This window comes from Tistlia sp., from assembly GCF_040905785.1.
Lineage (GTDB): Bacteria > Pseudomonadota > Alphaproteobacteria > Kiloniellales > DSM-21159 > Tistlia.
On sequence record NZ_JBBDQW010000076.1, the window covers coordinates 6,417 to 19,923 of the forward strand.

Genomic DNA, 13,507 nt, shown 5'->3' on the forward strand with positions numbered 1-13,507 from the left:
CCCCCCCCCCCCCCGCGACCCCGAGAGCAGCCTGCACACGGCCGAGAGCTTCGCCGAGCGTGCCCGCGAGCTGATCGAGTCCGACGACGACTCGCTCGGCGAGCTGACCATGACCTTCATGGAGCTGCAGGGGCTTGAACAGCTGGAGCAGTCGGTTCCCGGCGAGGCCTACAGGAACCTGATCGGCGAGGTCGCGGCCTTCCTGCGCCTGCAGTCGGTTGGCGGCGACGCCGCCGGCCGCATGGAGCAGGCCCGCTTCGGCGTCATCACCGGCACCGAGGTCGACCACGCGCGCATCGCCAGCGGCCTCGCCGAGGCCGTGCCGGCCGCGGGCGGCCTCACGGTCAACACCCACAGCCAGCAGCTGCGTCCGCCCGGCCTGTCGCCGGACAAGGCCTCGCGCGCGCTGATCCATACCCTGCGCCGCTTCCAGGGCGAGGGCCTGAGCGACGCCGTGCGCGCCGATCCCGGCACCCAGTTCCGCGAGCTGCTGCGCGAGACCCTGAGCGGCATCGAGCGCTTCCAGGAGGTCATCGAGAACGATCGCATCGCCCTCGCTTACCAGCCGATCGTGGAGCTCGCCGACGGCCGGCTGCATCACTACGAGGTGCTGGCCCGCCTGCACGACGGCGCTTCGCCCTACGAGTGGGTCACGCTGGGCGAGTCCATCGGCATGATCGCCGCCTTCGACCTGACGATCTGCCGGAAGGCCCTGGGCGACCTGAGCGAGAGCTCCGCCGCGACCGACCTGCGGCTGGCGGTCAACCTCTCGGCCCAGTCGCTGCACGACGCGGTCTTCCTGGACGCTCTCGACATCCTGCTGGAGCAGCACGCGGGGCTGCGCCGACGGCTCTGCTTCGAGGTCACCGAATCCGCGGAGATCGCGGACTTCCCCGCGGTCAACGCGGCGATCCAGCGGCTGCGCGCGCAGGGCTGCGAGGTCGGCCTCGACGACTTCGGCGCCGGCAGCGCCTCCTTCCAGTACCTGCAGGCCTTCGAGATCGACTTCGTGAAGATCGACGGCGCCTACGTTCGCAAGATGGCCAGCTCGCCGCGCGACCTGGCGCTGATCAAGGGCATGGCCGCGATCTGCCGGGACCTGGGCGTCTCGCTGATCGCCGAGATGATCGAGACGGAGGAGCAGGTCGAGCTGCTGAAGTCGATCGGCGTCGCCCTCGGCCAGGGCTACCGCTTCGGCAAGCCGCAGATCGGCCGCCCGGGGGGCGCCGCGCCGGCCCCGCCTGGAACAGCGCGCCGGCCTGCCGCCGCCCCGACCAAGGCTCCGGCAACCCCGCAGGCTCGCCGGCAGGGCGGCGCCGCGGAGAAGGTCTGGAACTGAGCCGCCTCGGCTGCGCCGGTCGATTCGACGCCTGGGCCGGTGCCTCAGATAAGTCTATCTTCGCGGGCAAGGACGCCGCTCGAAAGGATGCGTCATGTCCAGCACCACGACCGGCCGCCCTGCCTGGCTGCCTTCGCTTAGGGCCCCTGCCCTCCGAGCGGCGATCAAACGCCGGTTGAACCCCCGCGCCCGCTGGACCGGCGACGCCAACATCGCCCAGGCGATCGTGCGGGCCGAGCGCAACGGCATCGCCTTCTCGTTCCAGGTGCGGGCCCTCGTGCTCCTGATCGTCGCGGTCTGGCTGGCGCTCACCGTGCCGATGCCACGGGTGCTCTACTGGCACGGCATGATCCTGCTGTTCCTGCTGTCCGGCTTCCTGCCCTACCGGATGCGGCACCGCGCCGGCTGGCGCTGGTGGCTGGCCGGATTCACGCTGATCGACGCGGCGCTGCTGACCACGATCCTGATCCTGCCCAACCCCTTCTTCGATACCGGCTGGCCGATCCAGACCCAGCTGCGCTTCCACAACCAGCTCTACCTCTTCGTCTTCCTGGCCTGTGCGCTGCTCAGCTACTCGCCCGGCATGGTGCTGTGGACCGGCCTCTGCATCGCGGCGACCTGGAGCGTCGGCACCTGGCTGATCGCCGGCCTGCCCGACAGCCTCGCCGGCCTGCCGCAGGGCCTCGGCGGCGACGCCCAGGGGAGCCTGCAGACCTTCTTCGAGCCGCACTTCGTCGACCTCAACCGCTGGGCCAACGAGGTCGTGATGCTGCTGATCGTCGCCCTGGTCGGGGCCGTCGCGGTCTGGCGCGCCCGGCGGCTCCTGCACCGGCAGATCGACAGCGAGCGGGCGCGCGGCCACCTGTCTCGCTATTTCTCGCCGGACGTGGCGGACCGGCTGGCCCGGGAGGGCAGCCGCCTCGATGCCTCGGAGCAGCGTCAGGTCGGCGTCCTCTTCGTCGACATCGTCGGCTTCACCGGCCTCTCCGAGGGGCAGTCGGCGGAGCGCGTGGTGGCGCTGCTGCGCAGCTTCCGCACGCGCATGGCGCGCTGCGTCTTCGCCCACGGCGGAACGCTCGACAAGTACGTCGGCGACGAGGTGATGGCGACCTTCGGCAGCCTCGACGCCGGCCGGCGCGACGCCGCGAACGCGATCGCCTGCGGCCTGGCGATGCTCGAGGAGATCGAACGCTGGAGCGCCAAGCGGCGCCAGCGAGGCGCGCCGGCGATCGCCGTCGGCATCGGCATCCACTACGGATCCTGCGTCGTCGGCAATGTCGGCAGCGCCAGCCAGATCGAGTTCACCTGCATCGGCGACACGGTCAACTGCGCGCAGCGGCTCGAGCGGCTGACCCGCGAGCTCGGCACCCCGATCATCGTCAGCGAGGCCGTCATCGAGAAGGCCCGCGACGAGCTGGCCGGCGAAGCCGACGCCCTGGCGGGCTTCACCACCGCGGGCAGGCACGCCCTGCGCGGAAGGCTCGGCGACATGGCGATCTGGCGACTCGGCGAGCCGACGCCGCTGATCGCTCCGCCGCCGGCGGCTCAGACGAATCCGAGCAGCACCCCGCTGGCCTCCGAGGGCGCCGCGTAGAGGGCGCCGTCCACCCCCGTCGCCAGCGCGACGCCGGTCGTCTCGAGGTAGAGCCGGGTGGTCCGGCGGTCGGCGACGGTCACGATCATCGCCGCCATCCAGGGCCGCGGCTGCACCGGCGCCGGCGAATCGAAGGGCCATTGCGCCTGGAACAGCTCGGGCGTGACGAAGCGCAGGCGGCAGCGGCCGAGTTCGACGATCAGCTCGCCGTCGGCCATGGCCACGGCCTCCTCGCCGAACAGGGCGGCATAGTTCAGCGCGAGTTCGCCCGGCCGGTCGGCGACGACGACCAGCTGGCGGATACCCGTTGCGCCGTTGGGATGGCTCAGCCACTCCTTGCGCCACACCAGCTCGGGCGTCAGGTGGCGGCAGACGAAGGCCTTGAGGGCGGGGACCGCGGCCGGCTCGGGGAACAGCAGCTCGAAGGCCGGCTGCACCTCGCCTTCCGGCAGCTCGAGAATCCGCTTCAGGCTGCGCGGCCCCTCCGCGGAGAAGCCGGCGGCCCGCAGCGCCGCGGCGGTCGCCGACAGGTCCGTCCCGCGGAACGCAAGTCCGAGCAGGCCTTCGCGTTGCGCCAGGAAGCGATCGAGGTCGTTGACGAACTTCGTCGCGTCGACGATGCCGAGCAGCTCGACGTAGTCGTCCGGGAACATCAGGCAGTAGTTCGCGGTGCCCCAGCCGATGTGGCGACCGCGCGGACAGGGCCGGAAGCCGAGGCGCAGCCAATCGAGCCGCGCCTGCTCCAGGTCCTTGACGCCGACCAGGACGTGGTCGAGGCCGGTAAGTCCCAGGCCGCCGCTCACGCCAAGGCCTCGGGCTCGCCGGTGTCGGCCGGCGCCAGCCGGCGCCGCAGGTACTGCTTCATCGTTCGCTCTCCGCAGAGGCTTGCTCGGGGAACAGCGCCGCCAGGCCTTCGCGAGAGGCCGGGGCGATGCCGCGCTCGGTGATCAGGCCGCTGACCAGGCGCGCCGGCGTCACGTCGAAGGCGTAGTTGGCGACCGGGCTGCCCGGCGCCACGACCTCTATGGTGGCCAGGCTGCCGTCGGCCGTCGCGCCGGTCAGGTGAGTCACCTCGCGACCGTCGCGCTCCTCGATCGCGATCTCGGCCAAGCCGTCGGAGAGGCTCCAGTCGATCGTCGGGCTGGGCAGGGCGACATAGAAGGGCACGCCGTTGTCCCGCGCCGCCAGGGCCTTCAGGTAGGTGCCGATCTTGTTGCAGACGTCGCCGGTCGCGGTGGTCCGGTCGGTGCCGACGATGCAGAGATCGACGAGGCCGTGCTGCATCAGGTGGCCGCCGACGTTGTCGGCGACGACCCTGTGCGGCACGCCGTGGTGGCCGAGCTCCCAGGCGGTCAGCGCCGCACCCTGGTTGCGCGGCCGGGTCTCGTCGACCCAGACCTGGAGCGGGATGCCGCGCTCGTGGGCCAGGTAGATCGGCGCTGTCGCGGTGCCCCAGTCGACGGTGGCCAGCCAGCCCGCGTTGCAGTGGGTGAGCACCCTGACCCGCTCGCCCGGCCTGCGGGCCGCGGCGGCCTCGATCAGCGCCAGGCCGTGGCCGCCGATCGCGCGGCAGAGCGCCACGTCCTCCTCGGCCAGCGAGCCGGCGCGGGCATAGGCCGCCTGGCGGCGCGCCTTGTCGCCGAGCGGCTGCAGCAGCCGGCGCATTCCCTCCAGCGCCCAGCGCAGGTTGACGGCGGTCGGCCGGGTCGCCAGCAGCAGGTCGCAGGCGCGCGCCAGGCCGGCGTCGCTGGGATCCTCGGTCATCGCCAGGGCGACGCCGTAGGCGGCGGTAACGCCGATCAGCGGCGCGCCGCGCACCTGCATCGTGCGAATCGCCCGGGCGGCGGCGTCCAGGCCCTGTAGGCGCTCGACCGCGAAGCGGTGCGGCAGCCGTGTCTGGTCGAGAATTTCGACGCTCCAGCCGTCCTCGGCCAGCCAGATCGTCCGGTAGGGCCTGCCGTCGACCTTCACGGGGCGTCCCTCACGTCGCGCCCCTCACGTCGCGGGGGACATCAGGCGAGCACCCGGCCGGCGACGGCATCGAGCATCGCCAGGCGCGCCGGGTCGCGCTTCTCGGGCGCGGTGATCAGCGCGGCGTCGAGCGCGCGGTGGCAGCCGGCGTCGCAGGCCTGGGCCCGGCCGGCGAGCTTCGGCACGGTGCCGGCGACCAGTCGGCGGGCGCGCTCGGCGTTGTCGAGCAGGACCGCGACGATACGGTCGACGGTGACGTGGTCGTGCTCGGGGTGCCAGCAGTCGTAGTCGGTGACCATGGCGACGGTCGCGTAGCAGAGCTCCGCCTCGCGGGCGAGCTTGGCCTCGGGCATGTTGGTCATGCCGATGACATCGCAGCCCCAGGACCGGTAGAGCGCCGATTCCGCCTTGGTCGAGAACTGCGGCCCCTCCATCGTCAGATAGACGCCGCCGACCTGATGGGCGATGCCGAGCTCGGCGCAGGAGGCGGCGAGCGCGCGGCCCAGCCGGTGGCAGGTCGGGTGGGCCATGGAGACATGGGCGACCAGCCCCTCGCCGAAGAAGGACTTCTCGCGGGCGAAGGTGCGGTCGATGAACTGGTCGACGAGGACGAAGCTGCCCGGCGGCAGCTCCGCCTTGAGCGAGCCGACCGCCGAGACCGAGAGGATCTCGGTGACGCCGGCGCGCTTCAGCGCGTCGATGTTGGCGCGGTAGTCGATGCTGCTGGGCGAATGAGCGTGGCCGCGGCCGTGGCGCGGCAGGAAGACCAGTTGCTGGCCGTTCAGCCGCCCGAACAGCAGCTCGTCCGAGGGCCTGCCGAAGGGCGAGTCGAGGCGGCGCCACTCGACGTCGGTCAGGCCCGCGATGTCGTAGACGCCGCTGCCGCCGATGACGCCGATCACCGGCGGCGTGCCGGGCTCGCGCTTCGCCAAGATGACTCCCCTCCTGTCACAGCCGACGACCTTAGCGATCCGCGGCGGGGCGATGCAGGACGGCCACCCCCGGGGTCAGTGCGGTACGTCGCTCCAGACCTTGCGCTTGACGGCGTAGAGCAGGCCGGTCAGCACCAGCAGGAACAGGATCACCTTGATGCCCATCCGCTTGCGCTCGACCAGCTGCGGCTCGGCCGCCCAGGCCAGGAAGGTGGTGACGTCGGCAGCCATCTGCTCGGGCGTCGCCGGCGTGCCGTCGGCGTACTCGATGATGCCCTCCATGAGCGGCGGCGGCATCGCGATCAGGTTGCCCGGGAAATAATCGTTGTAGTACTGGCCCGGCGGCACCTCGAGGTCGGCCGGCGGGTCGGTGTAGCCGATCAGCAGATGGTGCAGGTAGTCCGCGCCACCGCCGCGCGCCTCGACGATCAGCGACAGGTCCGGCGGATAGGCGCCGCCGTTGGCGACGCGGGCGGCCTGTTCGTTGGGGAAGGGCGACGGCCAGGTGTCGGAGCCGACGGCCGGGCGCATGAACATCTCGCCCTCGCCGTCCGGACCGTCCTCGACCTCGAAGTCGGCGGCGATGGCCGCGACCTGGTCGGCGTCGTAGCCGAGCGCCTGCAGGTTGCGGAAGGCGACGAAGCGCAGGCCGTGGCAGGACGCGCAGACATCCTTGTAGACCTGCAGGCCGCGCTGCATGGCCGCCGGGTCGAAGGCGCCGAACAGGCCGTCGAAAGACCAGTCCCTGCTGGGCACCGACACTTCCCCGGCCGCGCGGGCGCTGCCGAGCGGGCCTGCCGCCAGCCCGCCGAGGGCGAGCGCGGCGGCGAGAGCGAAGGTGGCAACCGGCTTGCGCATCAGGCCTTCTCCATCGGCTTTGCTGTGCCCGAGGCGTGGACCGGGCCCGAGCCCCCGAGCACCGGCTTGCCGATCGAGGCCGGCAGCGGCTTCGGCCGCTCCAGCTTGCCGAGGAGCGGCAGCAGGACCAGGAAGTGCAGGAAGTAGTAGAGGGTCGCGAACTGCCCGACGGTGACCCAGGGCTCCTCCGGCGGCTGCGAGCCGACGTAGCCGAGCAGCACGGAATCGAGCACCAGGACCCAGAAGAACCACTTGTAAAGGGGCCGGAACTTGGAGCTGCGCACCGGCGAGGTGTCGAGCCAGGGCAGCAGGAAGAGGATCAGGATCGAGCCGAACATCGCGATCACGCCGCCCAGCTTGGCGTCGATCAGGACCACGCCGGTGAAGGGGATGGCGATGTCGAAGGTGACCGCGCGCAGCATCGCGTAGAACGGCAGGAAGTACCATTCGGGCACGATGTGCGCCGGCGTCGAGAGCGGGTTGGCCTCGATGTAGTTGTCGGCGTGGCCCATGTAGTTGGGCGCGAAGAAGACGACCGCGGCGAAGATGATCAGGAAGACGCCCAGGCCGAGGTAGTCCTTCGCCGTGTAGTAGGGATGGAAGGGGATCGTGTCCTGCGGACCCTTGACGTCGATGCCGAGGGGGTTGTTCGAGCCGAAGCGGTGCAGCGCCCAGATGTGCAGCACGACGACCGCGACGATGACGAAGGGCAGCAGGAAGTGCAGGGCGAAGAAGCGGTTCAGCGTCGGGTTGGCGACCGAGAAGCCGCCCCACAGCCAGGTCACGATGCTCTCGCCGACCAGCGGGATCGCCGAGAACAGGTTGGTGATGACCGTGGCGCCCCAGAAGGACATCTGGCCCCAGGGCAGCACGTAGCCCATGAAGGCGGTCGCCATCATCAGCAGCAGGATGACCAGGCCGAGCATCCAGAGCAGCTCGCGCGGCGCCTTGTAGGAGCCGTAGTAGAGGCCGCGGAAAACGTGGATGTAGACGACGATGAAGAAGAAGCTGGCGCCGTTCATGTGGATGTAGCGGATCAGCCACCCGTAGTTGACGTCGCGCATGATCCGCTCGACCGACGTGAAGGCGTAGTCGACGTGCGGCGTGTACTGCATCGCCAGCAGCACGCCCGTGGCGATCATGATCACCAGGACGATGCCGGCCAGGGAGCCGAAGTTCCAGAAGTAGTTGAGGTTCTTCGGCGTCGGGTAGCCGGAGCCGACGGCATGGTCGAGGAAGCTGAACACCGGCATCCGGTACTCGATCCAGCGGATCACCGGGTTCTTGGTCTGGAAAGACATGGTCGCCGCCCCTAGCCGATGGTGATCGTGGTCTCGTCGTCGAAGGCATACTCCGGCACGACGAGGTTGAGCGGCGCCGGACCCTTCCGGATGCGGCCGGAGGTGTCGTAGTGGGAGCCGTGGCAGGGGCAGAACCAGCCGCCGTACTCGCCCTTCGGCTCGCTCGGCTTCTGGCCCAGGGGCACGCAGCCCAGGTGCGTGCAGATGCCGACCATGACCAGCCAGGGCGCCTCGACCACGCGCGACTCGTCGGTCGCGGGATCGATCAGGTCCTCCATCGGGACGGCGCGGGCCTCCTCGATCTCCTCGGCGGTGCGGTGGCGGATGAAGACCGGCTTGCCGCGCCAGGTCACGGTGATCGCCTGCCCGACCTCGACCGGCGAGACGTCGACCTCGATGGAGGCCAGCGCCAGCACGTCGGCGGCCGGGTTCAGGGCGTCGATCAGCGGCCAGACCGCCGCGGCACCGCCGACGACGGTCATCGCGCCGGCGGCGAGGATAAGGAAGTCGCGGCGTGTCTCGCCGTCGTGGTCGCCGCCGCTCCCGTGCGCGGGCTTCGCGATCTCAGCCATGACGATTCTCGGTCCCTCGTAGTCCTGGCTCCGCGGCGCGGGCTCGCGCCGACGAATGGTTCCCCCCGCCTCCCCACCGACCATAGCGCAGGGCTGCGCCTGGACATTGTGGCAGGTAGACGCATCGGCACGCCACGACCCGCCCACCAAGGCCGGCCGTCGCTTGCGTCGTGCCGGGCATATAGAGGAAAGTCCGCGGCCAAGGCAAGGCCGGCTCGTCGGCGCGACCCGGCCGTTCGAGCCCCGAGCGGACGGGATCTCGATCCGGCCGGGCCGCCTACCTGCGCCCCGCCGATCCGGAAGCAGCATGCGTCTCGCCCTCTACCAGCCCGACATTCCGCAGAACGCCGGCGCGATCCTGCGGCTCGGCGCCTGCCTCGGCGTCGGCGTCGACATCATCGAGCCCTGCGGCTTCTTCTTCGACGACAAGCGCCTCAGGCGCGCCGGCATGGACTACCTGGCGATCGCCAGCTTCGAGCGGCACCGCGACTGGGCGGCCTTCCGCGCGGCCCGGCCGCAACGCCTGCTGCTGCTGACGACCAAGGCGACGCTCGGCCACCTCGAGGTCGACTTCGCCGCCGACGACATCCTGCTGCTCGGCCGCGAGTCGGCCGGCGTCCCCGAATCGGTCCACCGGGAGGCCGACCTGCGTCTCGCCGTGCCGTTGGTCGCGGGCGCGCGCTCGCTCAACATCGCGACGGCCGCCGCCCTGGTGCTCGGCGAGGCCTTGCGCCAGACGCAGGGCTTCCCGAAGCTGGCGCCATGACCGATTCGCCGAAGACCGACGCGGAAGCCGAGAGCGCCCCCGCCGCCCTGGAGGAGCGCAAGACCCGGGCCGAGACCTGGTTCCACACGCTTCGGGACCGCATCTGCGCCGAGTTCGAGCGGCTCGAGGACGAGCTCTCGGGCGAGAACGCGGCACGCTTCGCCGAGCTGCCGCCCGGCCGCTTCGAGCGCAAGGACTGGCCGCGCGTGGAGGCGGACGGCACGCCCGGCGGCGGCGGCACCATGGCGCTGATGCACGGCCGGGTGTTCGAGAAGGTCGGGGTCAATGTCTCGACCGTCCATGGCCGCTTCTCGCCCGAGTTCGCCGGCCAGATCCCCGGCGCCGAGACCGATCCGCGCTTCTGGGCCTGCGGCATCTCCCTGGTCGCGCACCTGCAGAGCCCGCTGGTCCCGGCGGTGCACATGAACACCCGCCACATCGTCACGACCCGCGGCTGGTTCGGCGGCGGCGCCGACCTCAACCCCATGTTTCCCGACGCGGCGGACACGGCCGACTTCCACGGCGCCCTCAAGGCCGCCTGCGACGCCCAGCACCCCGGCTGGCACCCGCACTTCAAGGCCTGGTGCGACGACTACTTCATGATCCGCCATCGCGGCGAGCCGCGCGGCGTCGGCGGCATCTTCTACGACTACCTGGGCGCCGGCCTGGCGGAGAAGAATCCCTTCGGCGGCGACTGGGAACAGGACTTCGCCTTCACCCGCTCGGTCGGCGAGGCCTTCTTGGAGGTCTACCCACGGCTGGTGCGCCGCCATTTCGAGACGCCCTGGACCGAGCAGCAGCGCCGGCACCAGCTGTTCCGCCGCGGCCGCTACGTCGAGTTCAACCTGCTCTACGACCGCGGCACCAAGTTCGGCCTGATGACCGGCGGCAACGTCGAGGCGATCCTGATGTCGCTGCCGCCGCTCGCAGCCTGGCCCTAGCGAGGCGTCAGGGCGAGCCCTGCGCCCTCGATCGCTCGGCCTCGGTGAGCAGCGCGGCCCGGTCCAGCGTGAAGTCGCTGGCGATCCAGCGGGCCTCCAGCGCCTCCAGCAGCCGCCCCATCTCCGGCCCCGGCGGCACGCCCAGGCGGGCGAGGTCGCGGCCCCTGACCGGCGCCGCCGCCGGCACCCAGGCCTCGGCCACCGCGAGCGCGGCCTCCAGGCCCGCCGTGCCGCCGCCGCGCGCCGCCGCCAGGCGCAGCAGGTCGGCGACCCGCTCCGCGCCGAGCCGGTAGCAGGCGACGCGCAGGCGCTCGCGCGAGTCGCCGGGATCGACGGCGAGCGGCGGCGCGAGCAGCAGGACCAGGCGTCGGCGCGCGGCGTTCGAGAGCTTCAGGCGCTCGGCCACCGCCTCGGCGCCGGCGGCGTCGGTCTCCAGCCAGGCGGCGAGGCGCAGCAGCGGGTCGGGCGCGCCCGCGCCCTCGAGCGGCAGCAGGCGCGCCACCGGCGCCGGGTCGCCGGCCTCCGGCAGCTCGGCGGCGAGGATTCGGTGCTCGCCCATCAGCCCCAGCACCGGCACCGGGTCCGGCGCCTCGAGCAGGCGGAACAGCTCGGCGCGGACGCGCTCCCCGGACAGCCGCGTCAGCTGCGGCGCCGCCTCGGCGGCGGCGGCCAGGGCCTCGCGATCCGCCTCGCCGCGGCCGTAGAAGGCGAAGAAGCGGAAGAAGCGCAGCAGGCGCAGGTAGTCCTCGGCGATGCGCTGGCGGGCCTCGCCGACGAAGCGCACGCGCCCGGCCGCCAGGTCGGCGACGCCGTCGAAGTAGTCGTGCAGGCGCCCCGTGGGCTCCAGCGAGAGCGCGTTGATGGTGAAGTCGCGGCGTGCCGCGTCGGCCCGCCAGTCGTCGGTGAAGGCGACGCGGGCGTGGCGGCCGAAGCTCTCGACGTCGTGGCGCAGCGTGGTGATCTCGAAGGGCCGGTGCCCCGAGACGGCGGTGACCGTCCCGTGCGCGAGACCGGTCGGCACCGCCTTCAGCCCGGCGCGGGCCAGCAGCGCCATGACCTGCTCCGGCGCGTCGGGCGTCGCCAGGTCGACGTCGCGAATCTCCCGGCCGGCCAGCGCGTCGCGCACACAGCCGCCGACGAAGCGCACGCCGGTGCCCTCGGCCTGCAGGGCCTCGACCACCGCGCGGGTCGCGGGCGCGGTCATCCAGGGCTGGGGCGGCAGCGTCGTCTCCATGGCGCGGCAGTGTAGAGCGCGCGCGCTCCGCGAGGAAACGGCGCCGCCCCGGCCAGCTCAGCCGCGCGGCACCAGGATGTCGCCGTCGGCAAGGAAGCGCGCCGCGATCAGCGAGGCGGCGACAAGCAGGGCACCGGCCAGGATCAGCCAGCCCCAGGGCGGATTGGCCCAGCTCGGCAGCGGCGCGCCGGTCGCCTTGCGGTTGGCCTTCCAGCGCGCCGCCCAGACGTAGGCGGCCCACACCAGGAAAGGCAGGGCGATCGGCAGCACGACGGTCAGCAGCTTGCGCAGCAACAGGCTATCCTTCGACCAGCAGCTCGGTGAGGTTATTGAGGATCCCGGCGGTGGCGCCCCAGATGTAGTAGTCGCGGTAGGGGTAGACATAGAAGCGCCGCGTCATGCCCTGCCACTCCCGGCTGTGGGTCTGGCGGCTGCCCGGCTCGAGCAGGAAGGTCAGCGGAACCTCGAAGATCTCGTCGACCTCCAGGGGCTCCGGCACCAGCGTGACCGGAGGGCGGACCAGGCCGACAAAGGGGTGGATCTGGTAGCCGGTGCGGGTGACGTAGGTGTCGAGCTCGCCGAGCACCTCGACCCGGTCGCGCCTGAGGGCGATCTCCTCCTCGGCCTCGCGCAGGGCCGCGTCGCGGGGGGCGGGGTCGCCCGGGTCGATGCGGCCGCCAGGAAAGGCGATCTGGCCCTTGTGGTCGGCGAGATGCTGGGAACGGCGCGTCAGGATCACCTGCAGGCCGCCCCGCCGCTCGATCAGTGGCAGCAGCACGGCGGCGTGGCGCAGCCGGCGCATCGGCTCGTAGAGCTCCGGGTTGAGCTCGTGGTCGCCCCGCGGCACCGCGCTGGCGTCCGCGGGGAACTGCTCGCCGGGCGCGGCGCGCCGCCCGGGCACGCTGCCGGCCAGCCGGCGCGCCAGCGCCTCGGCGGTCAGGACGCCGGGTCCGGCCCGTCCAGCGGAAAAAATCTGCCCTTGCTCCATACGCCCAGGCGTTCCCGATCGGCGACTCTGTGCGGCTCGGCCGCTTCGACGAGATGATAGTAGACATTGCGCAGAAGTCTCGCCTCCAGGCCGTCGCGCACCAGCACGTAGGGCCGGGGCTCACCGGTATCGACATCCTGCTCGACGCGCAGCGGCGCCTCCGGCCCGACCTCGACCCAGTCGTCGAGATTGGTGCGCAAGGCCACGACCTGGTCCGGGCCCTGGTCGTTCACGGAAAGTTCAACGGCGACGAAAGGCGCGTCCTCGACCTCGATCAGGCCCCGCTCCACGGGGGTCACCAGCCAGTACCGCCCGTCCTCCTCGCGGCGCAGCACGGTCGAGAACAGCTTGACCAGGCGCTGCCGGCCGATCGGCGAGCCTCGGTAGAACCAGGTACCGTCCGCGGCGATGCGCAGGTCGAAATTGCCGCAGGAGGGCAGGTCCTCGATCCGCCCCCCCTCGTCAGGGGCCCCGCCGTCTCCTATCATTTGAGAAGCGGCAGTGCCCTCGCTTGCTTCGTCGCCCATGGGCGTCGCACCTTTCTCGTGCCGGACCGTCGATGTGCCGGACCGCTGAACCGATAGGGACAATCTGGTGACGACACTCGAAACTGCAAAAGGCGCGGATCCCGAAAAGCTCGCCGAGGAGATCGAGAGCCTCGGCCGCCGGCTCAAATCCGTGCGCACGAGCATCGGCCACGTCATCTTCGGACAGCAGGCCGTGGTCGACCAGACGCTGATCACTCTGATCGCCGGCGGTCACGCCCTGCTGATCGGCGTCCCGGGCCTGGCCAAGACGCGACTGGTCGAGACCCTGGGCACGATCTTCGGGCTCGAGGACCGCCGCGTTCAATGCACGCCGGACCTGATGCCGGCCGACATCCTCGGCTCCGAGGTGCTGGAGGAGCAGGAGGGCGGCGGCCGCGCCTTCCGGTTCATCCCCGGGCCGGTCTTCGCCCAGCTGCTGATGGCCGACGAGATCAACCGCGCCAGCCCGCGCACCCAGTCGGCG

Annotated in this window: 15 protein-coding genes; 5 read left to right on the forward strand and 10 right to left on the reverse strand. The window is 71.6% G+C overall.

Translation table 11 applies throughout. The features are described 5' to 3' along the window. Both WD341_RS17935 and WD341_RS17940 read left to right on the forward strand, forming a co-directional pair. On the forward strand, window positions 1–1,339 hold a 1,339-nt coding region (locus WD341_RS17935; protein ID WP_368426859.1), incomplete at its 5' end, for an EAL domain-containing protein. A gap of 175 nt (window positions 1,340–1,514) precedes the next feature. Continuing rightward, a complete protein-coding gene (locus tag WD341_RS17940) occupies window positions 1,515–2,933 on the forward strand; it encodes an adenylate/guanylate cyclase domain-containing protein (protein WP_368426860.1) in 1,419 nt (472 codons plus the stop codon). On the opposite strand, the gene WD341_RS17945 is transcribed toward WD341_RS17940, so the two are convergent. From WD341_RS17945 to petA, 6 genes are all read right to left on the reverse strand, one after another. Continuing rightward, window positions 2,885–3,736, reverse strand: coding sequence for a VOC family protein (locus WD341_RS17945; protein ID WP_368426861.1), 852 nt, complete (start codon window positions 3,734–3,736; stop codon window positions 2,885–2,887). The two genes, WD341_RS17940 and WD341_RS17945, sit on opposite strands and share 49 nt — an antisense overlap. A gap of 58 nt (window positions 3,737–3,794) precedes the next feature. Further along, window positions 3,795–4,904, reverse strand: a complete 1,110-nt coding sequence (mtnA, locus tag WD341_RS17950; RefSeq protein WP_368426862.1) for an S-methyl-5-thioribose-1-phosphate isomerase — start codon at window positions 4,902–4,904, stop codon at window positions 3,795–3,797. Window positions 4,905–4,945: 41 nt separating this feature from the next. Beyond that, window positions 4,946–5,836, reverse strand: coding sequence for an S-methyl-5'-thioadenosine phosphorylase (locus WD341_RS17955; RefSeq protein WP_368426863.1), 891 nt, complete (start codon window positions 5,834–5,836; stop codon window positions 4,946–4,948). Between the two features lie 75 nt (window positions 5,837–5,911). After that, window positions 5,912–6,694 carry a cytochrome c1 gene (locus tag WD341_RS17960; protein ID WP_368426864.1) on the reverse strand — a complete coding sequence of 261 codons (783 nt, stop codon included), beginning with the start codon at window positions 6,692–6,694 and terminating at the stop codon, window positions 5,912–5,914. Next, complete coding sequence (locus tag WD341_RS17965; protein WP_368426865.1) at window positions 6,694–7,995, reverse strand: cytochrome bc complex cytochrome b subunit; 1,302 nt, start codon at window positions 7,993–7,995, stop codon at window positions 6,694–6,696. The genes WD341_RS17960 and WD341_RS17965 overlap by 1 nt, the downstream gene beginning before the upstream one ends. Before the next feature lie 11 nt (window positions 7,996–8,006). Beyond that, on the reverse strand, window positions 8,007–8,567 hold the full coding sequence (gene petA, locus WD341_RS17970; RefSeq protein ID WP_368426866.1) for a ubiquinol-cytochrome c reductase iron-sulfur subunit: 561 nt from the start codon (window positions 8,565–8,567) through the stop codon (window positions 8,007–8,009). Between the two features lie 307 nt (window positions 8,568–8,874). Between petA and WD341_RS17975 the strand changes: the two genes are divergently transcribed. Both WD341_RS17975 and hemF read left to right on the forward strand, forming a co-directional pair. After that, a complete protein-coding gene (locus tag WD341_RS17975; RefSeq protein WP_368426867.1) occupies window positions 8,875–9,333 on the forward strand; it encodes a tRNA (cytidine(34)-2'-O)-methyltransferase in 459 nt (152 codons plus the stop codon). Next, a complete protein-coding gene (gene hemF, locus WD341_RS17980; protein WP_368426868.1) occupies window positions 9,330–10,274 on the forward strand; it encodes an oxygen-dependent coproporphyrinogen oxidase in 945 nt (314 codons plus the stop codon). The genes WD341_RS17975 and hemF overlap by 4 nt, the downstream gene beginning before the upstream one ends. A gap of 7 nt (window positions 10,275–10,281) precedes the next feature. Here the strand turns inward: hemF and WD341_RS17985 are convergent, their stop codons facing one another. The 4 genes from WD341_RS17985 to WD341_RS18000 are packed head-to-tail and all read right to left on the reverse strand — an operon-like array spanning window position 10,282 to window position 13,023. After that, window positions 10,282–11,508 carry a CCA tRNA nucleotidyltransferase gene (locus tag WD341_RS17985; RefSeq protein WP_368426869.1) on the reverse strand — a complete coding sequence of 409 codons (1,227 nt, stop codon included), beginning with the start codon at window positions 11,506–11,508 and terminating at the stop codon, window positions 10,282–10,284. Between the two features lie 57 nt (window positions 11,509–11,565). After that, on the reverse strand, window positions 11,566–11,802 hold the full coding sequence (locus WD341_RS17990; protein ID WP_368426870.1) for a hypothetical protein: 237 nt from the start codon (window positions 11,800–11,802) through the stop codon (window positions 11,566–11,568). A 4-nt stretch (window positions 11,803–11,806) separates the two neighbouring features. Then, complete coding sequence (locus WD341_RS17995; RefSeq protein WP_368426871.1) at window positions 11,807–12,496, reverse strand: CoA pyrophosphatase; 690 nt, start codon at window positions 12,494–12,496, stop codon at window positions 11,807–11,809. Continuing rightward, entirely contained in the window at window positions 12,445–13,023 is a 579-nt protein-coding gene (locus WD341_RS18000; protein ID WP_368426872.1) for a DUF1285 domain-containing protein, read from the reverse strand. Before WD341_RS18000 ends, WD341_RS17995 begins: the two co-directional genes overlap by 52 nt. 67 nt (window positions 13,024–13,090) lie before the next feature. Between WD341_RS18000 and WD341_RS18005 the strand changes: the two genes are divergently transcribed. Continuing rightward, a partial coding sequence (locus WD341_RS18005; RefSeq protein WP_368426873.1) for an AAA family ATPase occupies window positions 13,091–13,507 on the forward strand: 417 nt, incomplete at its 3' end.